Genomic DNA, 26,095 nt, shown 5'->3' with positions numbered 1-26,095 from the left:
GTGCTGCCGCGGTGGATTCCTGCGGCGGCACGACGCGGTCTGTCCTTAGTCTTTCGGCATGGCCGGATACTTCTTGAACCAGCCGTCCCAGCGCAGCCGCATAACCCCGAAGAGGGCCTCGGAGAAGATGCCGCCGCTCATCTTGCTCGTACCTTCGCGCCGGTTGACGAAGACCACCGGCACCTCCTTGATTTTGAAGCCAATCTTATAGGCGGTGAACTTCATCTCTATCTGGAAGGCATAGCCCTTGAAGCGGACGTCGTCGAGGTTGATGGTCTCCAACACGCGGCGTTTGTAGCACACGAAACCGGCCGTAGTGTCGCGTACGGGAATTCCCGTGACGAAGTTGACATAGCGGGAGGCGAAGTAGCTCATGAGCACACGGCCCATAGGCCAGTTCACTACGTTGACGCCGGTGAGATAGCGCGACCCTATGGCTACGTCGTTGCCCTCGTCGTGGGTGGCCGCATAGAGGCGCGGAAGGTCGTCGGGGTTGTGGCTGAAGTCGGCATCCATCTCGAAGATGTAGTCGTACTTATGCTCTAAAGCCCACTTGAAGCCGGTGATATAGGCCGTACCGAGCCCGAGTTTCCCACTGCGCTCAATGATAAAGAGGCGGCCTGCAAACTCATTGGCCATGAGGCCTTTGACAATATTCCCTGTGCCGTCGGGACTGCCGTCGTCGATGATAAGGATGTGGAAAGGCTTTGCGAGCCCAAGCACAGCCCGGATAATCTTCTCAACGTTCTCCTTCTCGTTGTAGGTCGGGATAATGACTATACTGTCGCTTTCGTTCATTAGTCTTGTCTTTTTCGTTTCTTTGTTGCAAAGGTATTACTTTTTTCCCAAAACGTGCAGAATACCGCCTTACATTATATTATTTTTTTTAGTTCTTACACTTTTCTTGCTTTTGGAGTGCCATTTTATGGCTTTTGGCTTTGGATGCTCCACGGCAGAGATAGCTTTCGGGAAAGTGAATTTCATGCGAAAAATAACTTTTCGATAAGTGATTTTCCGTCGTCCGCAGTCCTATACCCCTTTCTACCCCTCGTTCTACCCCTCTTTCTATACCCCTGAAATTTGGAATCGGGAAAAATAAGTTGTACCTTTGCACCGGAATAAAAACCAATCGCAGTCAGCATGATTATGACTGACCTTATATATATCCCGTTCAGCCGTTTCGGACAGTCACGCGTATTTGTTGTTGCCACTAAGGACGGCAGATGTCGTTTCGACGGATAAGAATCTCCGAGGCCGTCAGCGGCAAGGATTATCGCAGAGCCAAATACACAGTATAGGTAAGCCATTCGAAATGAGATGGTAACATAAAGGATACAATCGGGCAGCGGATTTGAATTATATTTACATCCAACGACATCAGCAATGGTTCTTCGTGAGCAAGAAGCAGAACGGTCTTTTCCTCACATAAAATGACCGAGAATACTGATTGATGAGTAATTTTTACCGTATATTGTGATTTTTTATGATATTTGCCGCAATTATTGCTATTAATTTCGTACTTTTGCGGCATTATTTGAGGATAATAATTTGATTCATATATCATTTTATAATATGTTTATAATTAACTGCATTCTTTTATGAAGAAAGTTTATCTCTTTGCGCTTACTGCGTTAGGCGTATTTCTTCCTTCGACGGGCAGCGCTCAGACGCTGACCCCGACGCTGAAGAATCACCGGGCGGTGAGTGCTAATGCTATCAAGAAGGACATTCCCCTCGCTGCCGGACATCTGCGGCATGGGGGTGGCAATGCGTCCTTCGGAGCACGTCAATCGTTGATGTCGGTGGCAAAACCGGGTGTTACTCGTCTGCCGGCGCGTATCGGAGCCGTCGATGCCGACCCTAATGCTCCTATCATCAATGGTTTCAACTACACTACCGGCGACTACCGCACACCGACCACTCTGCCGGCGGGTATCTACTCTTTCGCCGCCTCGTCGCCGATAAATCTCACGAAGATCAGCGGCAATGCCACGTTCCCCAATGAGCCGGTGGTGTCTTTCTACGCCAACGGTTACTACTACGTGATGACCACTACATATTCTTATGATGCCGACTACAACCCGTATGCCAGCACAAAGATGCTGAAATATGACGTCAACACGTGGCAGCAGGTTGGCGATACTATCGATTTGGGCGGACTGTACCCGATGACATACTCTACGGCGGCCTACAATCCGGTGGACAACGAGACGTATATGACGATGTACAACAATGAGCCCATCGACTGGGATTCAGGAACATTCCCTCCTTCGCGCCTCGTCCTGAAGATGAATATGGACACCTACAAGGTGGACACCATAGCCAAAACCGACGACTGGTACCTCCTCTACACTTTCGACAGTGAGGGCAACGTCTATGCCGGCAAGTACTCCGGCGACGGCAATAAGCTCACCAAGCTCAACCCCTCGACGAACGAGTTCACTGAGGTCGGAACACTGAACCTTCCTCTCACGACTCAGGGCGGAACATATACCGTTGTCGACAACGGCAATGTCTACGTGTCGATGCACGACGGCGAGTTCACCACATCGCTGTGGAAGGGCACCGTCGGCGGTTCCGACTACAGCCGTGTGGCCGCTTTCCCGGGCAACGAGAACATCCACGGAATGTATATCACTCCGGCCGATGACCCGAAGGCCCCGGCTCCGGCACAGGACATAGCCTACACATGGGATGAGAGCCGCACGAATATGACCCTCACCTACACCGTGCCGACAAAGGCCTACGACGGCTCAGCCGTCAGCGGACCGCTGACAGTGGTGCGCACCCTCGACGGAACCGACAAGACTTTCACCGCCGATGCGGGCTCGAAGCAGAGTGAGACGATGGCCCTCAGCGAGGGCGTCCACAACATCAAGATCGTCATCAGGAACGCCTCGGGAAACTCGCAGGCCCGTACCTTCAAGGTTGTAGCCGGTCAGGACGTTCCCGGTGAGGTCGACAGCCTCACTTATGCCGTCGACCCTTCGACGGGTAACGACTCACTGAGTTGGAAAGCTCCTAAGACATCGCTCCACGGTGGTGTCGTCGACGACAACGCAATCAGCTACCGTGTGGTGCGCCAGCCCGACAGTGTAGTGGTGGCCGAGAATCAAAAAGCCACATCTTTCGCCGAGAAACTGCCGACGAAACGTGCCTCCTACTACTATGAGGTGACATCGCTCGCCAACGGAAAGGCCGGTGCCACAGCCACCACCGACGCCATAGCATACGGCGACCACTATGAGGTGCCGTTCACGGAGAATTTCCGCGACGCGAATGCCTCATCCATCTGGCGCTTCGCCGATGCCAACGGCAACGGCCAGACATGGGGCCAGCTCGCCTCTGGATACTCGTGGGGGCTCACCCTCAGCACAAGCTGGGATGCACAGAACGATTACGCCATCACCCCGGCCATCACCAATCTCAAGGCCGACCGCGACTATGAGGTGAAATTCAAGGTCAGCGGCGGTACGGTGGAGTCACCAGTAGAGTACGGTCTCTACCTCGTTACCGACCTCCAGGATGTCAGCACATGGAAGCTGCTCCTCGATAAATTCTCGGAGACGGATGCCGAAACTGACAACTCCGTGATTGTGAGGGCTCCGAAGGACGGTTCCTACTACCTCGCTTTCCAGGGCTATTGTCCGACTTATACGAGCAACGACTTCGTGATCAGCGATATATCCATGGTCGAGGATGCACTCCACAGTGCTCCCGACACGGTCACAGCACTGACCGTCACCGCCGGAGCCGAGGGTGCTCTCAACGGAAAGCTCTCCTTCGCGGCTCCTGAGAAGAATGCCGACGGCACAGCACTGAAGTCACTGAGCAAGGTCGTCGTCTACGATGAGGGTCAGAACGAGGTGAAGACTTTCGACAGTGTCACTCCGGGTTCGTCCTATTCGTACGATTTTACCACCGACAAGAATGCCAACAAGACATTCTATGTACGTGCTTTTAGCGGCGATCAGAAAGGTGTCCGCGCTGAGGTGACGAAGTTCATCGGCGTCGACATCCCGGATTCCATCCGTGGGCTGAAAGTCAGCATGCCCCAGACAGGAAAGGCAACGCTGACGTGGAACGCAGCTTCAGCAGTTGGTAAGAACGGCGGCTACGTCAATCCCGCCGACGTCGTTTACCGTATCGTCCGCTGGAACGAGAACTCGTATTCGTGGGAGAGCGTCGCTAATGCTGTCAAGGGAACATCCTTCACCGACGAGACCCTTGACTACACCGCATCTCAGCAGGTTTATGCCCAGTACGGTGTCTATCCGTCCGACGCCACTGGTGAGGGCGCAGGCATCCGTGCAGCAGCCATCATCGGCACACCGTATGCACAGCCGTTCAAGGAGAGTTTTGCTCATGTGGGCCTGTCGTCGCTCCCCTGGGTTCTGCACAACGGCACCGGCAGCAACGGATGGAATGTCGTCGGAGCAGGTTCGGCATCGGTCGACCCGTTCGATAAGGACGGTGGTGAACTTACCTACGCCAACACCGGCACCACACCGACGGCAGGCTACATCCAGACTCCGCGCATCGACCTCACAGCCAGCGACTCATCGGCACTGTCGTTCTATATGTATCACGGCGCTGAGGCCGACGAGGGCGACGCTTATGTCAGCGTCTTTGCGTCCGTCGACGATGCCGATACTGTCTGCCTCGGCACATTCCAGTATAACGATGGCACCGACGGCTGGCACCGCCACGTTGTCGACCTCCATCAGTATGCCGGCAAGAACAACGTCACCTTCCAGTTCTATGGCTACACAGCCGACGGCTCGGCAGCACTGTATATTGACAATGTACGCCTCGACCAGTTTGCAGCCAAGGACCTCGCTGTCGAGACAGCCGGAATCCCATACCGCATGAGCACCGGCGACAAGACCAACACCGTCACGGCACGCATCATCAACGAGGGCAGTAAGGCCAGCGACAGCTATACCGTCGACGTTGTCAAGAACGGAACCGTGGTAGCAACGCAGGACGGTGAGCCATTAGCCGTCAACGCTACAAAGGACTTTGCCTTCGATGTCAAGAACGCTCTCACCGAGGCCGGCGACTCTGCCAACTTCCTCGTACGTGTCAACTACGACGGCGACGGAAAGCTACAGAACAACACTTCGGCCACGACGCGCGTATATCTCAACGGACCAAAGTATCCTAAGGCTACGGCGCTGACAGCCAACGAGTCGGAGGGAAGCGTCACACTGGCGTGGACAGCACCCGAGACCGTTGACGGCAACAAGGTCGAGATGACCGATCCCGTCACCGACGACTTCGACAGCTACAAGGCATTCATCATCGACTCTATCGGCGACTGGACAACCTACGACGCCGACAAGCAGATACCTATCTACTTTGGCGGTCCTGAGGTGCCTCATGAGTTTGAGCCTCAGGCTTTCCAAGTGTGGAACCGCGACGCTGCGGGATTCCAGAAGTTCCAAGTGCTCCTGCCCCATAGCGGATCGCAGTATCTCATGGCCTTCAGTGCTTCCGATGGTGAGACGACAACACTGCCTAACGACAACTGGCTGATTTCGCCGGAGATAACCGGCGGAAGCGACATAGACTTCTGGACGAAGACACCGCAGGCCTATGGCCGTGAGACTTACGAGATTCTTTATTCTACCGCTGCCATGCCGCAGGACAAGAGCGACGATAATGCAATGAAGAACTTCGTGGCCACCTTCCATAAGATTGCAGAGGGCACTGTCGACTTCACCGACTGGCAGAACCGCGGATACACGCTTCCGGAGGATGCATCCTACTTTGCCATCCGCCACACTACGCAGGAGAATGGATCCGAATTCATGATCGACGATGTCACCTACACTCCGCTGTATGGTGGAACAAGCGACCTGACCCTCAAAGGATATAACATCTACCGCGACGGTGAGCTCATAGCTGCCGGTGTGGCTGAGCCGACATTTGTCGACAAAGTTGCTGCTGACGGCAACTACACTTACCGCGTGTCGGTAGTGTATGCCGAGGGCGAGTCGATGCTCTCTGAGCCTGTCAGCGTGAGCGTTGCCGACGGTATAGCCACTATCACTGCCAACGCAGGTGCCAAATTCAACGTCTACGGTGCCGATGGAACTCTCGTCCGCAAGGATGCCACATCGCTCAGCGGACTGAAGAAAGGTGTCTACGTCGTTGGAAACAAGAAGGTTATAGTAAAATAACAGATTCATAACGAAAAGATAATGAACAGGAAAGCAATCATCGCGGTGGTTGCTCTCCTTATTGCAAACAACTCTGTCCGTGCCAACGACACAGATGGAGTTGTTTTGCGATATGGTGAGACAATCAGCGCAGGATATGGTTCGGACAATCAGATACTCACACCCTACGTCACTTTCCCGGCCAACCGCATCAAGGCTTTTGCCGATCGTGGCTGCTCCGTCAGCGCGGTGCGTATAGGCCTCGCGAAGGCGGCTGCCAACGTGACGGTCTATCTCAAGCATTATGCCACCGACCGCCGTCCGTTCTACTCACAGAAGGTGGGCAGTCTTGAGGCCGGATGGAACACCGTCGAGCTCTCATCGCCGCAGACTCTGACCGCCGGACCGCTGAGTGTGGGCTATAAAGCTACCTTCGCCGAGGCCGGAGGAGCCGCCTACGACAGCTATGTCTCGGCACAGGCCGACACGGTGTTCGTCAATACGAGTTCGCGGTGGACAACCATCGAGGGGTCGTTCTGCATACAGCCGGTGCTGTCGGGCGACAATCTGCCGGCAAACTATGTCGTCGTCGATGCGCTGCCGATGGACACCTACACCTACGACACGGTTCCGGCCATGCGCTGTCTTGTGCGCAATGTCGGCACAAACCGTGTGGAATCAGTAGATTACAGCATCAGCAACGGAAACGGAAACCGGCTGTCGACGACAGCAGCAACGTCGTTGGACGTGAATGCCACCGACACACTTGACCTTCGGATTGCCGCAGGAGACATGTTCTCAGCCTCCTCGCCATTGACGACAACGGTGGGAATAAACAATTATGATCTTAGTGTCGACAAGGTCAATGCCGACGATTCGGGTGTTAGTAAGGATGCCGGGGATGTTGTCGCCTTCACCTTTGAGCGTCGTGATCCGCGCTATATGCGACGCATCGTCATGGAGGACTTTACCGGAAACTGGTGTAAGTTCTGTGTGGCGGGTATCGAGGAGCTGCGCTATATGAAGAATGGCTACGAGCACCCCGAGGAGTCGGTCCCCATCTCCATACACGTCCCGACCGACCCTCTGGCCCTCGCCGACAACGAATACAGCTATGCGCCGCTGTTGAATAAATGTGAGGGATTCCCAACGGTGTTCTGCAACCGCTTGAGCGACTACACTACGACGCAGCCCTATGGCATGGTGCGGCGCGCGGCACGGGCTATACAGGCTGTTGCTGGAACCATTGGTCTTGATGGAAAGGCGCAGTTCAATGCCGACAGCACCGCCATCGATGTCACGACGAGTCTCATCTCGGCTGAGGATATAGCCTCCCCCGACTACAGAATCTCCTTCGTGCTCCTCGAGGACTCCATCGACGGACAGCAATACAATGGCTACTCGGGTGGCGAGAGCGGATCTTTCCTCGGCTGGGAGAACCTGCCGCAGGTCGTAAACATGAAGTATGACGACGTGGCGAGGGGAGTGTACAACTCCTTCAACGGCAAATCGTACACCGACAACGCTATAGCAGCCGGTAAGGCTGTGACTTACAGCTACACGATGGACCTTGCGAAGTGTCCGGTCGGCAACAAGCGCAACATCCATGTGGCGGCTTTGCTCATGAATGCCAACGGCGATATTGTCAACGCTGTAAATATCTATCCCACAGCGGGCTCGGCAACGGCAATCAGTCAGATTCCAACAGCAAAGCCATCTCCTTCCGAACGACTTCAGGTCTTTACCGCCGACGGCCGTAGGGTGGGGACGTTCGCGTCGCTCTCGGCCCTTATGGCTTCACCGCTCCGGGGACTTCTCATTGTGAAAACAGCCGACAACGTAACGAAAATAATTAAATAATGAAGAGAATATTTATTGCCCTTGCGGCTCTGGCATTTACCATTGTCGCCAACGCCGTTCCCGCTTATCAGCGGTGGATACAGCACCGTCAGCCCGACGGAACCTTCGTCACCGTCCGTCTCGTCGGCGATGAGCACTGCCATGCTTACTACGATGAGGCCGGAAACATGATGACAGAGGACGGCAACGGTTTTCTGCGGGCAACTGGAAGAGTCGACTTTGCGTCGTTCTACCGTCGGCAAGTGAGCCGGAACGTTCCACGCCACACACTGAACCTCGACAGTGAGGGTCGCTCCAACTTCCCCACCGTGGGCAACATGAACGGCATAATAATCCTCGTAGAGTTTGCTGACAACAGTTTTCAACCGGAATACAATCGCGAGTTGTTCGACAGCCTTGCCAATGCTGCCAATTTCAGCTACGATGGGGCTACGGGCAGCATAGCACAGTACTTCCGCGACCAGAGCTACGGACAGTTCCGTCCGCATTTCGATGTCGTAGGACCCGTGAAACTCGATAAGGACATCAATTTCTATGGTCAGAACGATGCCATGGGTAGCGACACCTACGCCCACTATATGATTTCGGAGGCATGCCGACAAGCGGACACTTTGTATAATGTAGACTTCGCGAAGTACGACAACGACGGCGACGGGCAGGTCGACTTCGTTTATGTCATCTATGCCGGATATGCCGAGTCTTATGGGGCTCCGTCGTATACTATATGGCCACACCAGTCGACTCTCGACAGCTATGGCTCCAGTTTCCAACTCGATGGGGTCACCATCAATCGCTACGCGTGCTCCGAGGAACTGAAAAACTCGTCGGGGACAACCCTTGAGGGCATAGGAACCTTCTGCCATGAGTTTGGACATGTAATCGGATTTCCCGACCTTTACCAGACCGGTGGGGGCAATGCCGTACCGCTCGGACAATGGGATATCATGGACCGGGGCTGCTACAACAACGGCTCGAAGACTCCCGCGGGATACTCGGCGTGGGAAAGATGGACGATGAGATGGATGGAACTGCCCGAGCTTGACACCGCTTCGACGGAAGTGCGGATTGCCGACATCCATCAGAAAGGACAGGCCTACAGACTGACGTCGCCCGTAAATCCTAACGAATACTATGTCGTCGAGAACCGGCAGCAGACCTCCTGGGACACTCCTCAGGCTGTCTCGGGTCTGATGATCCAGCATATCGACTACAATAAGACCAGCTGGGACAACAACAACATCAACAACGACGGTTCGCACATGAGGGTCTGCATCGTTCCTGCCGACAATAACCGTAGCACTGCCGACTATGACGGCGACCTCTTCCCGGGGGCCTCCCACAACACATCGTTCACCGACGAGAGTACACCGAGCTCGGTGCTCTACGACGGAACACCGTTGGGAAAGAGCCTCTCGAACATCCGCGAGAACGGCGACGGCACCGTGTCGTTTGCCTTCATGCAGAAAAAGCTCCTTGCTCCCGTCGTCGACGATGCCAATCTTGACAAGACCACCACATCGTTCACGGCCGCATGGAAAGGCGTCGACGGTGCAGGAAGTTACACGCTCCGGGCCCGTGCCGTCCTCCCCGACTCGGTGAAGCCCGCTCCCGTCGATGACGACTTCACGTCGTTCGACAGCACCATGTGGCGAGGTTCGGAACTTTATGCCTCCAACGGTGAGGTGCAGATAGGACGCTACGGACACAGCGGAACGCTCACGAGTCCGAAGCTGTTTCTCGCTACCGGCGACAGCACCTTCACGTTGAAGTTTGCCGCCCACGCTTTCCCTAACCGTTCGGTGAACTATACGCTTACCGTCACCGACTCGCTGACCGGTACCACGCTGTATAAAGAACGGCTGAAGGCCACTGCGGCCCAGGATACCATCTTCCGCACGTTCAACGGGGGCACGAGGACGACAGTAATCAGTCTGACAACCAATCACGAGCGGCTGTTCGTCGACTTCATGAAGGTTGTCCGCGGCACCGTCGATTCACTCGCCATCGACACGATAGTCAATCCGTCGTGGACTGTCACGGATATCGCCACGACCCACTACACGCTAACCGGACTTACCCCCGGCGGCACCTATTTGTGGACTGTACAGGCCATCAGCGGCGACCCGCTGTTCGACTCTCCACTGTCCGATGAGCAGACGGTGACCCTCCCCGCCGTCGCCGATGCCATCAGCAGCGTGTCGACCATCAGAAAAGCCGACGGAAAGATATATACTATCGACGGCCGCTATGTCGGAACCGATGTCGCGCGTCTCCCTCGTGGACTGTATATCCGCGACGGACGGAAAGTAGTTGTGAGATAGCGCCTCCCTCGTGGACTATATACCCGCGACGGACAGAAAGTAGTTGTGAGATAATCACTTATCTTCCGCCTTTTCATCAAGCGTCTCCGTCCAATCCTTCAATAATGGAGCAGGGCTCATCCCGGAATACAGCCGCAGGCTTCCATCGATTATCCCGGCGCAAAAACCGTGAATCATCCTCGCCGTCTGTATGCCCCAGCTCCCCCCACTTGAAGGATTGGACGTGAGACGAATTGTTATCTGAGGATTTCACCGGAAAAATAAACGTATTAATCAGCGCGAGGAATGATTCGCACGCAGATACCGCAGATTTCGCGGATCTTATTTGGCGCACGCTGATGAGCATTTGAAAGGAGAATCTATTTCATGAAAGCACATCCACAAGATTCAGAGTTGATTTGATCATCAACGATTTTCAGTCCGTTCAACAGATGCCAACGGGGTTAGGGCGCATGTAAGATGACCTGTTGCCCGAATAATGTGGGTCGTCTTACGATATGTTGTATAATAGGTTGAATGAATGTTAAAAGTGTAAGATAATTGATGAATAATTTGTAAGTAATGATTTTTTTTTAATTTTGCGCTTAGATTGTGAGAGAATAAAATCTACATTCAATAGAGAAACCCGTGAAGCTTGATAATAGATTATGAATTACAAGATATTTTCTATATTTGTTCTGTTGTGCTCTTTCTTGTCATGTAACGCGCAGGTCAGGCATATACGAGTGGTCGATGCATCAAGCCGTGAGGGTGTTGAATATGCATGCGTGTTGATGACATTTGCTGATTCAACACATATTTCTGCGCTGGCCGATTCTGCGGGGGATGTGGCATTTAATACGGCGAAGAACGTAATAAGGGTTGATGCCTCGGCTGTGGGTTATAGATCAGCTTCAAAATCACTGGTCTGTGCTAATGACTCCTCCTGTATTATTTTAATGTTGAAACCTAAAGCGATAGAGTTAGGCAATGTGGTCGTAAAGGGGAAAAGGAAACTGACTAAACTCACGGATGAGGGGTTGTCCTATAATATGAAAGCTGATGAAAAAGCCAAAGGCGAAAACTTGCTTACAGCTTTGGACAGGGTGCCTTTCGTTGAGTCAAAGCCTGATGGAACAGTATCGGTCAGAGGGACTTCCAACTATCAGATTTATCTTAACGGGAGACCGTATGAGATGGCAAATGTTTCCGCAAAGTCTGTACTGTCGTCGGTGAAGGCCACCGACATTGATCATGTGGACGTGATTACAAACGCAGCCGAGAAGTATGGCGTCAGGCCGGGAACGGTAATCCTCAATATTGTCACACGGGGGAAGGCAATCGATGGTCTGACGGTTTCGTCTTTCCTCGGAGGTACGACGCAGCCTTATTCTAATGACGGTCTGACGGTGCTTGTGAAGAAAGGAAATGTCGACTTCTCGCTTGATTACAACTATGTCATCAACGGTCAGCATCACCAGCCGTTCACGCAGGACTACTCGTTCCGTAATCCCGGTGATAGTCTCTCGAGGCAGATACACGTCGAGGGAAAGGGTAACGGCAACGTTCAGTCGCATACCTTACGGAGCATGCTGAAATGGAGAATAGACAGCATAAACAGTCTGTATGCCGACATCCACGGGAATATTGAGACTTTCAATACGTCGACAAATACGATGGAATCATCCGTAGAGGACGATATGACAAGTCGGTATAAAAGGAGTGACAGCAACAGCAGCGGTACCGTGGAAAGCAATATCATCTGGCGCAATTATTACAAGGCCAATCCTGACAGGGAACATTTTATGCTTGGATACCGCTATGCGTACAATCCAGACAAGAGACACTATTTCTCGACCAATCAAACCCCGGGCGGCCAGGATGCCCGCACCGTCCAGAGGACTGACGGAGGTGTTAACGAGCACTCGCTGACATCCTCCATCCTTATTGCTCTGGCCAGACGTCACATGCTGCGCCTTGAGGCCAAGGGAATTATAAGGTTAGGGAGAACATCGTCAGTCTACTCACAGGACAATAGTGAGGATGCCGAAGACAAGATGCGCTATAATCAGAACATTGAGCAGTTGTCGGCTTATTATTCCGGCGGCGCGAAGAAATTGTACTGGGGAGCCGGATTCTCTCTCGAGCAAAGCCGGATGAAGATGACCCTCCCCGAGGATCACGAACTTGATTACACACGGAACAACACCAATGTCTTGCCGTATGCATATCTCTACTGGACACCAAACAACAGCAGTCAATTCTCATTCTCCTATTCTAAGTCGCTGATGCGGCCAACAGTGAATATGCTCAATCCTTTCCGTAGCAACACAAATAACTTCATGGGCACAGTGGGCAATCCACTGCTGAAACCGCAAGGTACACAGATGGTTAGCATGGAACTCTATCAGACATTCAACAAGGGATTAGTGTCGTTATCGCCCGTATATCAGTACTGCAACAATATGATACTTTCTTATAGGAAGAGGGAGGGCGATATGATGATGAACACCTATGGCAATCTTGGTCACAGCAAAGATTTGTCGTGCTCGATATATTGTCAGTGGAAACCGCTCAACTGGTTCCGCTTTTCAGTGTCGGCAATGACCGGCATACGGCGTGTGAAAGCTGACAGCCCGGTACTGAACCAGCGCGACTGGTATCAGACGTGCGCCCCTTCGATAAGCTTCTATCTGCCTCATAATTGGGACATAAAGACAAGCTATGGATTCTTTAAGAACCTGCCCGACCCCTGGAGCACGTGCTCTACCCTTCAGCAGTATTCGCTAAGTGTGGTAAAGAGCTTCCTCAAAGGCCGTCTTACGGCTTCTGTAGAAGTGAAAACGCCATTCCAGAGGTATTATCATTCAAAGGCGACTACAACCTTGCCGTCGGGCGATTTTGTCAGACAGACAAACTTCATCACAGCGCGCTCGTTCGGGATAAACATCTTCTATTCGTTAAGCAAGGGCCGGAAAGTCAATATCCAACGCGATAAGACCCTTAGGGATTCTGACCAGCAAACTGGAGTGCAGTGATCTGCACAGCGCAGGAAATGGTCTGCCTTTTAGCGATGGTTTTCCTTAAGCCCTTTATAAGGCAGCAGTATTCTGTTAGGTCTTTTTACCTCTGAGCCGGGTGCGGAAAGGTAAGGTTACATGTTGTCCGCTTCGCCGTCACAAAAGCAATGAAGGTGTTTGCGGGGCACGAATAGGCAGGAACGGAATTGTCTTTATGTGATTAAATTTTCGTTAAAAGGGTAAAAGTGTCGTAAATTAATATAGTTAAGCGTTTTTTTTCTGTAATTTTGCAATGCTAATGCTATAGTCAGCGGTGCGGATTATAGCCTCGATAGTGCTGTGTGAGCGTTAGGACGAACTTTCTAACTGCTTAGGCAGAAAGAGCAGGAAAGAAAACTCGATGTGGGCTGCTAATACAGTTGTTGTGGTTAGCATGCATCAATGGGAATTCTTGATAGATGAAAGCAAATTTGAAGAATATCAATTAACAAATCCGGAAGTGGGAAAGATGAGATACTTGTTCGTATTCTTGTTTCAGATATGTACTTTGGTCAGTTTTGCCCAGACGGCAGTTTCTGGTGTCGTTAGCGACAAGAAAGGAGTGCCGTTAGCTTATGCCAATGTTATAGTTTATCGTTCTGCCGACACAACATATATCGATGGAGCCGTCACCGACGACGCCGGGCGGTTCAAGGTGAGTGTTCCTCCTACTCCTTGTCTGCTGAGGGTGTCGTGCTTGGGATATAATGATTGCTGGTCTTCAGCATTGTCCGACAATATGCATATCCAGCTTGACAGCGCAGCTTATATGATGGACGAGGCAGTGGTGTCGGCACGGCGTCCTACATTTTCCATGACCGGTGAGGGAATAGTTACCAATGTGGCTGGCACGCTGTTGGGAACGATGGGTACGGCCGAGACGGTGCTGAGCCGCATTCCGAGTGTCGTCGAGAAAGACGGTGCATGGGAAGTGTTCGGCAAGGGCACGCCGGTTATCTATCTTAATGGGCATGTGCTTCAGGATATGAATGAGCTGAAAAACATCAAGGCTTCTGATGTGAAGAATGTTGAGGTTGTCACTGCTCCCGGAGCCAAATATTCAGCCTCGGTGCGGGCTGTCATAAAGATCAAGACCATTCGGCCTCAGGGTGAGGGACTTAGTCTTGACACCTATACAAACTATCGCTACAACCGCTTCGGCAATTTCGCGCAGTCTGTTGTGGGTAATTACCGACATGGCAAGTTGGATGCTTTTGCCACTTATGAGTATAGCACATCGCGCGGCTACTCCGACCAGAGGTTTGAACAGACGGTAGCTGCCGACACCCTTTGGTGGATAAATACCGACAATTACTATTCGGGAAGGACAGCGTGGCATTATCTTCAGGGTGGACTATATTACGATTTTACCAGTGACCAGTCGGTGGGTGTGAAATATTCTACTACCATCAGCGGCAATGAATATATGAAAGGATGGCTGCGCAGCGATGCCCTCGCTGACGGTGATCCCTATGACCACACATCGACGGGGATGAGACAGCACAACAGCGACCGTCCGTCGCAATATCTGAACGTTTATTATGCCGGAAAGATTGGGGCTACATCGGTGGAATTTGACAATGACTATTATTTCGAGCATAGCATCTACGACACATATAACAAAGAGGTTAGTGAGACGCACGACTCACGTGAGGTGGACACGCGGAACTCAAGCAGAAGCTCTATGGCGGCATGGAAACTCGATATGGAAACTCCAATCCTTGACGGTGCATTGTCGTATGGTGCCGAATACATAAATACTCATCGTAAGGATGCCTACAGCAGTAATATGAAGAATGTCGTTGACGATGCTTCGAGCAAGATAGAGGAGTCGTCATTATGTCCTTATCTCGAATATGGATGGAGTGGAAAGATTGGCAACCTGAAGGGTGGACTGCGTTATGAATTCGTGAAGTTCAAATACTATGAGAATAATGTCTACATGCCGGGACAGAGTAAGGATTATCACAATTTCTTCCCCAGTCTGTCTTATGGAAAGAGTCTTGGCAATCTCTCGCTGCAGGTAGGCTATTCGGCAAAGACTACGCGCCCTAATTATACTCAGCTGAGCAATAATATAAGTTATGCCAACCGATTCCTCCGGCAGTCGGGCAACCCGCTGTTGCGTCACCAGACCGACCATACGGTCTCGCTTTCGGCCGTGTGGAAATTCGTCCAGATGGCATTGGAATATAAGGATGCCAGGAATGCGATAATCTATTGGACGGAGCAGTTGCCGGAGGACGAATCGGTGACAATGGTGCGATATAAGAATCAGAAGAGCATCAAGAGCATGACGGCTTTCATTAGTGTGGCTCCGACAGTGGGCTGGTGGTCGCCGCAATACAGTGCCGGGATGGTGAAACAATGGCTTAACCTGAGTACCGGGAATGAGGTTGTCAGACTGAACAAGCCGGTATTTGTGGTTACTTGCAACAATTCGTTCAAACTGCCTTGGGGAATGACCGGTGAACTGGATTATTCGTTCAGCAGTAAGGGCAACCAGCAGAACTATTATGCCGGACACACTTCCAATGTGCTGACGGTGGGATTGCGGAAGCCTTTCCTGCATGACAACCTCGCCGTTGAGGTCTTCGGCAATGATCTTCTGCATCAAAACTGGGATAATGCTGTACTCTACTCTCATGGCAACACCCTGTCGCAGGTGAAGCGCACCGCCTCCAGATCGCTATCGGTAACGTTGCGCTATACTTTCAACGGCACAAATGTTAAGTACAAAGGCTCCGGTGCGGGTCAGAACGAGATTAACAGGTTCTGAGGCCTAACCGTGATGCCGTCTCGCGGCTGAGCGAAAGGGGCGGTATAACAGTCTCGGCATAACCTATTTACTGTTTAACTTATAGCAAAAAAATAGTGCCGCCGTCGTAGATTCATGGTGCAGCGGACGGTGCGTTAATGATCCCTTTTCAGGGGGGGCTTCATGGCCGTCAGGTCGGGGCCAGGATAGAATCTTTTCAACCTTTTTCGGACGGCTTCTTACTTTGCTTGCCCTTAATCTGCAAACGACCATCGTTTATGACCGTTGCTGAATCTGCGCAGTCAAAGCGGATGCCTTTTGCTGTGATTAATATGGCTTGCTCAGCGGAATGTAATTTGAAGAGTTGAACAAACGTTAATTCCGCAAAATAAATATCAGAATATTTGCGAATAATAAAGTTTTTTTTACTTTTGCAACAAATTGATGATTTAAGTGCAACACATTAATTATCAACATGTTAATACGCGATTCACCCTGCATGGCACCGCTAATGTTGTAAGGGCTCTTTCATTTAAGCCGACATAGAAGACAATATGTCACAATGTAATCCGTTTAAATGAATGTGACGATAGGCACAAACGCCCGAAGGCGGTTTCTCAACCGCCAGGCTCTTAATACCTTTTGTCATATATTTTTATTTTTGAAGAGGGGGTTTATGGTATTTGTGCGATTAGTGCACTTTGTGCCCCCTCTTCTTTTTACACTGCAAAGATACAAAATAATTAGCTAATAACCAAACAATTACGCACTTTTATCATCTCGGATGCAACTTTTTCTTCCCTATAAGGGATTAAGAGTTTGGCGGTTGAAAAACCGCATTTGCTGAGCCGAGATTTGTTAAATTTTATCCACTCAGTACCAGATTATCGTAGGATGAACAAAGGCAACTGTAAACACAAGTTGTCCGACATGCTTCTGCTGGTTATTTTGGCCAGGGCATGCGGCTGCGAGACTCGCAAGGACATTGTGGCCTTTGGAACGATCCATTTGAGCTACTTGCAAGACCACCTCGGCATTCTTGCTAAGGGATGTCCGTCCGAGCCCACACTTTGCAGGATGGAAGGTGGAATCGACGACATTACTTTGGCCTCTTTGGTTTCGACATTATCACGAAAATACGTGTCGGAGCATGATGGAGCAAACAGACGGCACATTGCAATTGACGGCAAGTTCATGCTGGGTACGAAAATTGGCGACGGACGCTCTCCTGATGTTGTGACTGCTTTCAGCGTGACCGACCGGTTGCCGCTTGACACTGAAATGTGTGAGGTGAAAAGCAATGAGATAAAGGCTGTGCCCAAAATCATAGAGCGGGCTGACTACATGAATGGATGCGTTATAACTGCGGATGCCATGTCGTGCCAAAGTTCTATCATCAAAGGCATCGTCGGGAAGGGAGCTGACTATCTTATTGCGCTGAAAGCCAACCAGAAAGCAGCAAGATGGTCGGTAGAGGACGCTGTGCCTACGCTGCATCCTAACGACGAATGGAAGACGGAGTGGGAACTTGCCCACGGGAGGCTGTACCAACGCCGATGCCGTGTATATTCAGACATATCCGGTATCAAGGCGCTTGAAAAATTCCTCAATGTCAAGGCTGTGATTGCCATAGACACGCATACGATTGAAAAGAAAAGCGGAACGGAACAAAAACAGACGAGGTACTATATAACCAGTTTGGAAGAAAGGGCACAGACTTTGGATCGAATCAGCCGCATGCACTGGGGAATCGAGAACAATCTCCATTGGACGCTGGATGCAAGAATGCGCCAGGACCGCACAAAGAGAAAAGAAACAAAGTCGGCCAGAAACTTGGACTCGATCCAGAAGCTTGTTTATATCATCTACACCATAGCCTCCAAAAAGCACCTGCCAGAGACCATCAGAAAGAGGAAAGAACTCTTTAAAGTCAAGTTCTCAGCCATTGCATCTTACGCCAAGAACAGCTTGGCCTATGCTATTTCTCTTCTCAGTCTGTAGAGGTCGTTAATTTTGAGGGATATATAATAAGCCCTAAGCTACATCCAGCTTGGGTAGGGGATACTTTATCCATTGGTCATCAGACCTTTACTACAAATAGCATTTCTGCGGTAAAGCGGAGACTGAGCAACAATCATGCCATGTCAGTCTAAATTTAAATGAAAGAACCGTATAATGTTGTTGTCTGACGGTGGGGGCGGTTGATTACTGGTCGGGGTTCTCGACATAACCCTGGTATTCCTTTGTCAGTCCAGACATGACGGCATCGTACGACTCGGCCATCATCTCACGCTCGTGGTCGTCCTTGGGCTTGTAGGGGATTGGCTTGTGGATGGTGAGACTCATCGGATGCCAGAAGACCCAGAAGAAATCCTTTGTTCGCGGCTTGACATTGAACGATCCGTTGATGGTCAGCGGACATACGGGCAGCTGCAGTTCGCTGGCGAGCATGAAGGCTCCGCGGCGGAATTTGCCCATGTGACCGGTGAAGGTGCGTGCACCCTCGGGAAAGACGACGAGCGACATGCCCTCACGGAGAATCTCTCGCGCATTGTCGTAGGTCTTGCGAATCTTGCTGGCTCCACTGCGGTCGACGTATATGTGGTGGGCATACTCGCAGGCGACGCCGAGGAAGGGCACCTTGCGCAGCGACTTCTTCATCATCCACTTGAAGTTGCGGTTGAGGAAACCGTAGATGAGGAAGATGTCGAATGCTCCCTGGTGGTTGGCCACAAAGACATAGCTCTGCTTGGGGTCGAGATTCTCGCGTCCTTCAACGTGTACGGGCAGAAAAAGGAGATAGCAGGTGATGCGCGCCCATATCTTCCCGGGATAGTAGCCCCAGAAGTGTCCGTTGCCCAATCGGCATCCTACGACGGTCACGGTGGCCGTGATGATGCTCAGGACGATGAACAGTGGCAGGACGATGAACAGCTGGTAGAGACGGTAGAGAAAAGTCGCGATATACTTCATTTGTTGTCTTGTTTTGAGTTGTCGTGTTTCGTTATTATTTGTTCATTTATATTGCGGGCTGCGAGTGGTGGAGCTCTGTGGGGTAGCGTTTGAGCGGCTGACTTTGGCAGTGCTGTGCAGCGTGATGACGGTTATCTCGTTCGGCATGTTCAGCCGGAAGGGAACGAGGCCGCCAAGTCCGGCGTTGACATAGAGGTAGCGGTCGCCGCGGTGGTAGAGTCCGCAGTCCTCATGCTGCGTCAGCTGTGTCGGCCGGTGGCCGAGAATCTGGCATTGTCCGCCGTGGGTGTGTCCGCTGAGTGTCAGCTGAGCGTTGGTCTTGGGCAGTATTGCCCGTTCCCATGCCGACGGATCGTGCTGGAGAACAATGACGAACGCGTTGCCTGAGATGCCCCGGAAGGCTTTCGGCCAGTCGGCCCGCTGCGGAAACGGCGGGCGTCCGTCGTTCTCGGTGCCTACGAACACTATGCTGTCGGCAGGCTGACGGACGGATGCCACGGCTCCGCTATGCTCCGCCAGCGCCCCCTCGAAGGGCTGTGGCCTCCGCACCGCCAGATGCGCGTTGTTGAGGACGCGCCAGTGTAGCCGGTTGCTCTCGATGGCGATGAGCTCGCGCCGCATGTTCTCCTCGATTAGTGGCGTGTGCTTGACGTATTCGGCATAGTCGTGATTGCCGAGGACCGAGAGGACTGGAATCCTGCGGCCGTCCATGGCTGTGGTGAGCACTGGCACCATGACGGCAACCTCCTGCGGACGCATGTTCTGTAGGTCGCCCGTGAAGCAGATGATGTCGGCGCGCTGAGCCCTGATGCTGTCCATCTCGTCGACGAGAATCTTCTTCCGCCAGCCGTCGAAGGTGCCGAGGTGTATGTCGGAGACGTTGACGATGCGGTAGCCGTCGAACTGCTGTGGCAGGTCGGGGAAGCTGATGTCGACGTGGCTGACGCGAATCTGTCCGACCCCTATTGTCAGTCCGTAGATATACGCTCCTACGGCGATGAGTCCGGCAAGTAGTCCGAGGTAGTGGCCGTAGTTGCGGTGTGTGGGTATGATGGTCTTTCGCAGGACCCATCCCACGGAAGAGAATACGGTGAATACGGCCTTCGGTCCGACGAAGAGCCCCAGGAGCAGCATGTAGAGATTGAGCCACGTGAGGTCGGCCGGTGCAAAGTTCTCTATCGATGCCAATGCGCAGGTGTAGACGATCATCATCACGCAGGGCGCCCACCACAGCACGCGCTGCCACCGCTTGATGTGGTAGTGCTTATGGAAGTAGTGCATGTCGATATAGAGGTCGGACAGCACGATGACGATAATCAACTCTATTACTATGCGATGAATCATTTATCTTCGGCGCTCCTTTCGTTGCTTTTGTCAGTCTCGCGGCGGCATTTTCATGTGATTCTATCAGTTGTTCCGCCTGTATTCCGGTGGCATTATTGTCGATTCTGTCGGTTGCCGTGCCCGTCTTGTGGTGGCATTATTGTCGATTTTGGCGGTTGCTTAGCCCGTTTCGTGGTGGCTTTTACTACATTAATAATGTTTTGTATAGCCGATGAACCATTTTTATTCTATCTTCGGTCGATGCTCCTTTGCAGGAATTTACGCACTAAGGCTACGGGCAGCTTACGTCGTCGGGCATAGTCGCGGAGCTGGTCCTCGCCAATCTTCCCCAAGTCGAAGTAGTGGGCTTCGGGGTGTGCGAACATAAACCCGCATACGCTGGCATGTGGTGTCATCATTCCGCTCTCGGTCAGCCTCACTCCTATCGACTGCATGTCGAGGATTTCGGCAATGATGAAGTTTATGCTCGTGTCGGGCAGCGACGGATAGCCGATGGCGGGACGGATGCCCTGGTAGCGTTCGGCGTGGGTGTCTGCCATGGTCAGGTGCTCGTCGGGGGCGTATCCCCAGTAGTGGCGCCTCACCTCCTCGTGCATCTTCTCGGCCGTTCCCTCGGCGAGACGGTCGGCGAGGGTCTGCGATAGCATTCGGCTGTAGGGGTCGGAAAGGTAGTCGGCACTCAGCGAGGAGTCGACTGACGTGCAGAAGACACCGGCTTTATCGGCTACACCCGACTGTATCGGTCGCACGAAGTCGGACAGACAGAGACAGTAGTCGGAGCCCGGCGACGGGTGCTGCTGCCGGAGCAGGGGAATGCGCACTCCGTCGATGATGAGGTCATCGCCGTCGCTGTTGGCATCGTAAATGCCGAAGATGGCGTGAGTGTGATAGTGCTTGTCCATCTCGGCGAGCATCTGCTCGGCCTCGTGGCGCAGTTTCTGCTTCTCGTCCTGGGGCTTGTCGCTCATCGACCAGGCATAGTAGAAGTAGGCCCAGTTGATATATGGCTCAATGTCATGAACGGAATATGACAGCCTCACCGCGGTATGCTTCATCGAAATCTCCTTTATTGTATATTATGTGGCCGTTGCAGATGGTCTGCTGCACTCGCCACCGGTAGTTGTGGCCCTGCATGGGGCTCCACTTGCACTTGCTCTGAATGATGTTCTCGGTTACCGTCCACGGATTGCCGCGGCGCACTACGACGATGTCGGCCTTGTAGCCCTCGCGCAGGAAGCCCCGTCCGCTGACGCTGAAGATTCTTGCCGGATTGTGGGCCATGAGCTCCACGAGGCGCCGGATGGTCAGAACGCCGTCGTCGACAAGCTCGAGCATCGTCGGCAGCGAGAACTGCACCATTGGCATTCCGCTGGCAGCCTTGCGGCATCCGCCCTGCTTCTGCGACAACAGATGTGGTGCGTGGTCGGTACCTACGGTCGTGATTCGTCCGTCGGTGAGGGCTCTGCGCAGTGCGTCGCGGTCGGCGGCGCTTTTCACGGCGGGGTTGCATTTGATGAGGGCTCCCTTTGTCGAGTAGTCGTCGTCGCTGAAGTAGAGGTGGGCGATGACCGCCTCAAGGGTTATCAGCGGCTCCGCAGGACCGACGACATCGGGCTGCGGATCAGCAAGCGACAGTTCGCGGGCTGTCGTGACGTGTGCTATGTGCAGTCGGGTGCCATACTCTCTGGCCATCTTCGCAGCGAGGGAAGAGCTTCTCCAGCATGCTTCCTCCGACCGGATGACGGGATGAAGGGCTATCGCTGGGTCGTCGCCGTACTTCTCGCGGGCCTGTCGCATGTTGTCGTTGATGATGGTTGTGTCCTCACAGTGGGTCATCAGCGGCAGTCCGAGGCGTGCGCAGGTGCTGAAGATGCTGCTCAGGGTCTCGGCCCTGTCGACGAGCATATTGCCCGTTGAGGCTCCCATGAAGAGCTTGATGCCCGGTATGCGGTGGCTGTCGAGGCTGTCGAAGAGAGCAGTATTCGAGTTGGTGGCCCCGAAGAAGAAGCTGTAGTTGACGTGGCTGTCGGCGGCAGCGCGGTTGAATTTGTCGTCGAGGGCCTCCAGGGTTGTTGTCTGCGGATTGGTGTTCGGCATCTCGAAGTATGTCGTCACACCCCCGTAAGCGGCAGCACGGCTCTCGCTCTCGATGGTGGCTTTGTCGGTCATGCCCGGCTCACGGAAGTGGACATGCTCGTCGATAATCCCCGGCAAAACAAAACAACCCGTGGCATCGATTGTTTCATCGTATGTACCACGGGGTGCTTCGTTCCCTTCTATAATCTTGCTTATGCGGTCACCGTCGATGACGATGGAGCCTTTGAACTCCCGACCCTCATTGACGATGGTTCCGCCGAAGATGAGTTTCCTCATATTTCAATATTTTTTGTTTCTTTTTCACGCTGTTACTGCGCCGTACTGTCACCGGCCATCTGATTCGGTGTGGGCGGTGGAGGAACGGTACCACTCTGAGGCGCGCCCTGTGGCTGTCCCATTCCGTCGCTGGCATTCTGCAACTGCTGAGCCGCGTCCATATATTCCTTGACGTAATGGTTGCTCTTGAACTTGCTCGTCGCTTTGCTCATAACGTCCTCAACCCACGGTGTGAGCACCGGCTGCGGATAGAGCGACTGCGCCACCATGATGAACAGTCCCGGTCCGAGGACGTTGTCGAAGTTCTCGGTGACATATTTCATCACGAGGTCGTCGATGCGTTCGTCGAGGCGATTGTATGCTCCGGCCACGCGGCGGTTGGCCTCGTCCTCGCTCAGTCCGTTCATGATGTACTGCGAGTGGCGGCTGGTGAGAGCCTCGCGGTCGTTCTCAATTTGATAGTAGCTGCGCAGAAACTCGTTGAGCTTGTTGTTGAGCGGTGTCCCCGTGCATGTTGTCGTACTCGGGGTATCGTTGATTTTCACTGCGATGTCGCCATCTTCGAGGATTAGAGGGATGCCCGTGGGAGCATCGTCGTTGAGGTATATCCTTGCCCATTTAGCACTGTCGATGCGTCCGGCGAAAGCAAATTCACCGTGGACGACATCACATGAGTCAGTGTTTTTCCAGTTATCATCGTCGAGAACTTGCAGGTACAGTTTCTGCCCGTCCATCATTGATACGTTTGAAGTACCCGTGATGTTGTATGTGCTCCCGCAAGATCCACACGTGATTAAGGCTGCAATGGCTAAGAATGCGTTTAAAACTTTCATTGTTACTTTGTTGATGTACTGACAAAATTACAATGTAATAATGATGTGTGAAAATAAATTTATCCTATTTAAAACAAAAAGCTAATCTTTTATGTTTTTTTCAGTTTTACTTTCTTCTTTCTTCAGCTCATACGAAATGCGGTTTATGGAGTACATCTCGAGCATGGCAGCAATGATAAGTGCCACGACCCACTTGTTGTTGATGTAGTCCATGTAGTTGGTATGTGCCTGGAAATCAAACACATCGGGATTTCGCCACACCACCGTCTGGTAGAGTAGGTGCCACGCATTCTCGAACATCAGCAGTCCGGCAACGACAAAAGCCACGTCGGCCACGGTCATTATCGACTTCAGCCGCTTGATTGTCGTGCTCTGACCTTGATAAGTCTGCTTTATTTGCATGACGGCGAAGAGTACCGCCCCGACCAAGAACGCTATCGACACGGCCTTTACGGCAACGCCGAAGACATACAGTCCAACTCCGGCGACCATCATCAGGCCGCCGAAGATGAAGAGGAAAGTTTCAATTTTATTCAGTTGCTTCATCTGAAGAAGTGTTGTCAGAATCCTGCTCGTCGGTCGAAAGGACGAAGATGTCCTCGTTGTCCTTCTTCATGAAGTAGCGCTTGCGGGCTATTCGCGCCATCTCCTTAGGATCTTTCTGCAAGCGCTTCATCTCCTCGGAGTCGTTCTGATATTTGTTCTCATACTTCACAATCTCCTTCTTGAGGTCGGATATCTGATATTCGAGCTCGATATACTTCATTATGCTGTCCTCGTCGAAGAATCCGACGAGGAGCACACCGAGGATGATGGTTATCTGATACTTGAACCTCTTGATGAGATGCAGGATATTGGTTGCTACATTCTTGCCCACTTGTAGATATTTGTTTTACAGTGTCTGGAGGTATTCGTTGGCATCGAGAGCCGCCTCAGCACCCGTTGCTGCGGCTACTACGGCCTGCTGGTAGTGAGGGTCGGCACAGTCGCCGGCAGCGAACACGCCTTCGACGCTTGTGTGTGTGGTCTTTCCTTTGGTCACGATATAGCCCTGAGCGTCGAGTTCGAGCTGTCCGCTGAAGACCTCCGTGTTCGGCTTGTGACCAATGGCGAGGAAGAATCCGTCGATGGGAAGGTCGTATTTCTTCTCGTCGGGCTCACCCTTGCGGTATACCACGTGAGCGCCTTCGAGGCCATTCTCGCCGTAGAGTCCCACGGTGTTGGTCTCGAAGAGGATTTCGATGTTCTCGGCCTCGGCCACACGCTTCTTCATAATATCACTTGCACGCAGATAGGGCTTGCGCACAATCATATATACTTTCTTGCACAGTCCGGCGAGATAGCTTGCTTCCTCGCATGCTGTATCGCCACCGCCGACGACTGCTACGACCTTCTTGCGGTAGAAGAATCCGTCGCAGGTGGCACAGGCACTCACGCCTTCGCCCTTGTACTTCTCCTCATCGGCGAGTCCGAGGTATTTGGCACTGGCACCGGTGGCCACAATCACACTGTCGGCCTCAAGCTCCACACCACGGTCGGTGGTGAGCTTGAAAGGCCGCGAGCTGAAGTCGGCCTTGGTGATGATGCCGTCGCGGATGTCGGCACCGAAGCGCTTGGCCTGTTTCTGCAGGTCCATCATCATCTGGTTGGCATCGACACCATCGGGATAACCCGGGAAGTTCTCAACGATAGTTGTCGTGGTGAGCTGTCCGCCCGTCTGTAAGCCACAGTAGAGCACTGGGCTAAGGTTGGCCCGTCCGGCGTAGATGGCTGCTGTGTAGCCTGCGGGACCCGAGCCTATGATTAAGCATTTGATTCTGTCCATTACTTTAATAATTCTTCTTTGATTGCGGCTTCAACGTTCTCTATTTTCTCTGTCGGCTCGAAACGGCTGACAACCTGTCCCTTCTTGTTGATGAGGAACTTGGTGAAGTTCCACTTTATGTCGGGAGTGTCGCGCCAGTTCTTGTCCTCCTTGTCGAACATCTCGACGAGCACGGGCGCAATCTTGTTTGTCATGTCGAAGCCCGCGAATCCTTTCTGCTCCTTGAGGAACTTGAACAATGGGTCGGCATCGTCGCCATTGACTTTTATCTTCTTGAACTGGGGGAACTCAGTGCCGTAGGTGAGCTTGCAGAAGTTGTGGATGCTCTCATCGGTGCCAGGAGCTTGCTGGCCGAACTGATTGCACGGGAAGTCGAGGATCTCAAAGCCTTGTGAGTGATATGTCTCATAAAGACGCTCCAGCTCAGTGTACTGGGGAGTGAATCCGCAGCGTGTAGCGGTGTTGACAATCAGCAGAACCTCATTGGCGTATTCCTTAAGGCTTACGCCTTTCCCTTTTCTGTCCTTGACAGAGAATTCATAAACTGTTCTCATTTCTCTTTTTGTGTTACTCTTGATAGTTTTCTTTTTCTTTCTGCAAAAGTAC

The 26,095-nt window shown here is 52.4% G+C and carries 16 protein-coding genes; 6 read left to right on the top strand and 10 right to left on the bottom strand.

All coding sequences use genetic code 11. The features are described from left to right. Positions 1–45: 45 nt before the first annotated feature. Positions 46–798, bottom strand: coding sequence for a polyprenol monophosphomannose synthase (locus LDN30_RS09065; RefSeq protein ID WP_223926329.1), 753 nt, complete (start codon positions 796–798; stop codon positions 46–48). A gap of 800 nt (positions 799–1,598) precedes the next feature. Between LDN30_RS09065 and LDN30_RS09060 the strand changes: the two genes are divergently transcribed. The 6 genes from LDN30_RS09060 (at position 1,599) to LDN30_RS09035 (ending at position 18,142) form a co-directional block, all read left to right on the top strand. Then, complete coding sequence (locus LDN30_RS09060; protein ID WP_223929314.1) at positions 1,599–6,185, top strand: choice-of-anchor J domain-containing protein; 4,587 nt, start codon at positions 1,599–1,601, stop codon at positions 6,183–6,185. A 21-nt stretch (positions 6,186–6,206) separates the two neighbouring features. Next, the gene (locus tag LDN30_RS09055) at positions 6,207–8,024 is read left to right on the top strand and encodes an Omp28-related outer membrane protein (protein ID WP_223929313.1); all 1,818 of its coding nucleotides are present in this window, start codon (positions 6,207–6,209) and stop codon (positions 8,022–8,024) included. After that, complete coding sequence (locus LDN30_RS09050; RefSeq protein WP_223929312.1) at positions 8,024–10,345, top strand: M6 family metalloprotease domain-containing protein; 2,322 nt, start codon at positions 8,024–8,026, stop codon at positions 10,343–10,345. Before LDN30_RS09055 ends, LDN30_RS09050 begins: the two co-directional genes overlap by 1 nt. A gap of 1,031 nt (positions 10,346–11,376) precedes the next feature. Next, the gene (locus tag LDN30_RS09045) at positions 11,377–13,362 is read left to right on the top strand and encodes an outer membrane beta-barrel protein (RefSeq protein ID WP_223929311.1); all 1,986 of its coding nucleotides are present in this window, start codon (positions 11,377–11,379) and stop codon (positions 13,360–13,362) included. A 490-nt stretch (positions 13,363–13,852) separates the two neighbouring features. Further along, on the top strand, positions 13,853–16,162 hold the full coding sequence (locus LDN30_RS09040; RefSeq protein ID WP_223929310.1) for an outer membrane beta-barrel family protein: 2,310 nt from the start codon (positions 13,853–13,855) through the stop codon (positions 16,160–16,162). Between the two features lie 798 nt (positions 16,163–16,960). Then, the gene (locus LDN30_RS09035; protein WP_306421494.1) at positions 16,961–18,142 is read left to right on the top strand and encodes an ISAs1 family transposase; all 1,182 of its coding nucleotides are present in this window, start codon (positions 16,961–16,963) and stop codon (positions 18,140–18,142) included. 204 nt (positions 18,143–18,346) lie between these two features. Here LDN30_RS09035 and LDN30_RS09030 read toward each other — a convergent pair whose 3' ends face one another. The 9 genes from LDN30_RS09030 to LDN30_RS08990 form a co-directional block, all read right to left on the bottom strand. Beyond that, the gene (locus tag LDN30_RS09030; RefSeq protein WP_223926323.1) at positions 18,347–19,114 is read right to left on the bottom strand and encodes a lysophospholipid acyltransferase family protein; all 768 of its coding nucleotides are present in this window, start codon (positions 19,112–19,114) and stop codon (positions 18,347–18,349) included. Positions 19,115–19,156: 42 nt separating this feature from the next. Next, the gene (locus LDN30_RS09025) at positions 19,157–20,458 is read right to left on the bottom strand and encodes a metallophosphoesterase (RefSeq protein WP_223929309.1); all 1,302 of its coding nucleotides are present in this window, start codon (positions 20,456–20,458) and stop codon (positions 19,157–19,159) included. A gap of 227 nt (positions 20,459–20,685) precedes the next feature. Further along, positions 20,686–21,513 carry a vitamin B12 dependent-methionine synthase activation domain-containing protein gene (locus LDN30_RS09020; protein ID WP_373316492.1) on the bottom strand — a complete coding sequence of 276 codons (828 nt, stop codon included), beginning with the start codon at positions 21,511–21,513 and terminating at the stop codon, positions 20,686–20,688. Continuing rightward, the gene (locus tag LDN30_RS09015) at positions 21,473–22,831 is read right to left on the bottom strand and encodes a dihydroorotase (protein WP_223929308.1); all 1,359 of its coding nucleotides are present in this window, start codon (positions 22,829–22,831) and stop codon (positions 21,473–21,475) included. The genes LDN30_RS09020 and LDN30_RS09015 overlap by 41 nt, the downstream gene beginning before the upstream one ends. 32 nt (positions 22,832–22,863) lie before the next feature. After that, entirely contained in the window at positions 22,864–23,664 is an 801-nt protein-coding gene (locus LDN30_RS09010) for a DUF4369 domain-containing protein (protein ID WP_223926320.1), read from the bottom strand. A gap of 81 nt (positions 23,665–23,745) precedes the next feature. Continuing rightward, positions 23,746–24,210, bottom strand: a complete 465-nt coding sequence (locus LDN30_RS09005; protein ID WP_223929307.1) for a hypothetical protein — start codon at positions 24,208–24,210, stop codon at positions 23,746–23,748. Continuing rightward, complete coding sequence (locus LDN30_RS09000; protein WP_223926318.1) at positions 24,194–24,541, bottom strand: FtsB family cell division protein; 348 nt, start codon at positions 24,539–24,541, stop codon at positions 24,194–24,196. The genes LDN30_RS09005 and LDN30_RS09000 overlap by 17 nt, the downstream gene beginning before the upstream one ends. 15 nt (positions 24,542–24,556) lie before the next feature. After that, complete coding sequence (trxB, locus tag LDN30_RS08995; RefSeq protein ID WP_223929306.1) at positions 24,557–25,489, bottom strand: thioredoxin-disulfide reductase; 933 nt, start codon at positions 25,487–25,489, stop codon at positions 24,557–24,559. Next, entirely contained in the window at positions 25,489–26,043 is a 555-nt protein-coding gene (locus tag LDN30_RS08990; protein WP_223926316.1) for a glutathione peroxidase, read from the bottom strand. The genes trxB and LDN30_RS08990 overlap by 1 nt, the downstream gene beginning before the upstream one ends. Between the last annotated feature and the right edge of the window lie 52 nt (positions 26,044–26,095).

It is taken from the genome of Prevotella lacticifex, from assembly GCF_019973375.1.
In the GTDB taxonomy this organism is placed as follows: Bacteria; Bacteroidota; Bacteroidia; order Bacteroidales; family Bacteroidaceae; genus Prevotella; species Prevotella lacticifex.
This window is presented reverse-complemented; position numbering and strand designations above follow the sequence as displayed.

Coding starts and splice junctions, on each gene's coding strand:
- LDN30_RS09065 (WP_223926329.1), bottom strand. CDS start 798: ATGAACGAAAGCGACAGTATAGTCATTATCCCGACCTACAACGAGAAG.
- LDN30_RS09060 (WP_223929314.1), top strand. CDS start 1,599: ATGAAGAAAGTTTATCTCTTTGCGCTTACTGCGTTAGGCGTATTTCTT.
- LDN30_RS09055 (WP_223929313.1), top strand. CDS start 6,207: ATGAACAGGAAAGCAATCATCGCGGTGGTTGCTCTCCTTATTGCAAAC.
- LDN30_RS09050 (WP_223929312.1), top strand. CDS start 8,024: ATGAAGAGAATATTTATTGCCCTTGCGGCTCTGGCATTTACCATTGTC.
- LDN30_RS09045 (WP_223929311.1), top strand. CDS start 11,377: ATGAAAGCTGATGAAAAAGCCAAAGGCGAAAACTTGCTTACAGCTTTG.
- LDN30_RS09040 (WP_223929310.1), top strand. CDS start 13,853: ATGAGATACTTGTTCGTATTCTTGTTTCAGATATGTACTTTGGTCAGT.
- LDN30_RS09030 (WP_223926323.1), bottom strand. CDS start 19,114: ATGAAGTATATCGCGACTTTTCTCTACCGTCTCTACCAGCTGTTCATC.
- LDN30_RS09025 (WP_223929309.1), bottom strand. CDS start 20,458: ATGATTCATCGCATAGTAATAGAGTTGATTATCGTCATCGTGCTGTCC.
- LDN30_RS09020 (WP_373316492.1), bottom strand. CDS start 21,513: ATGAAGCATACCGCGGTGAGGCTGTCATATTCCGTTCATGACATTGAG.
- LDN30_RS09015 (WP_223929308.1), bottom strand. CDS start 22,831: ATGAGGAAACTCATCTTCGGCGGAACCATCGTCAATGAGGGTCGGGAG.
- LDN30_RS09010 (WP_223926320.1), bottom strand. CDS start 23,664: ATGAAAGTTTTAAACGCATTCTTAGCCATTGCAGCCTTAATCACGTGT.
- LDN30_RS09005 (WP_223929307.1), bottom strand. CDS start 24,210: ATGAAGCAACTGAATAAAATTGAAACTTTCCTCTTCATCTTCGGCGGC.
- trxB (WP_223929306.1), bottom strand. CDS start 25,489: ATGGACAGAATCAAATGCTTAATCATAGGCTCGGGTCCCGCAGGCTAC.
- LDN30_RS08990 (WP_223926316.1), bottom strand. CDS start 26,043: ATGAGAACAGTTTATGAATTCTCTGTCAAGGACAGAAAAGGGAAAGGC.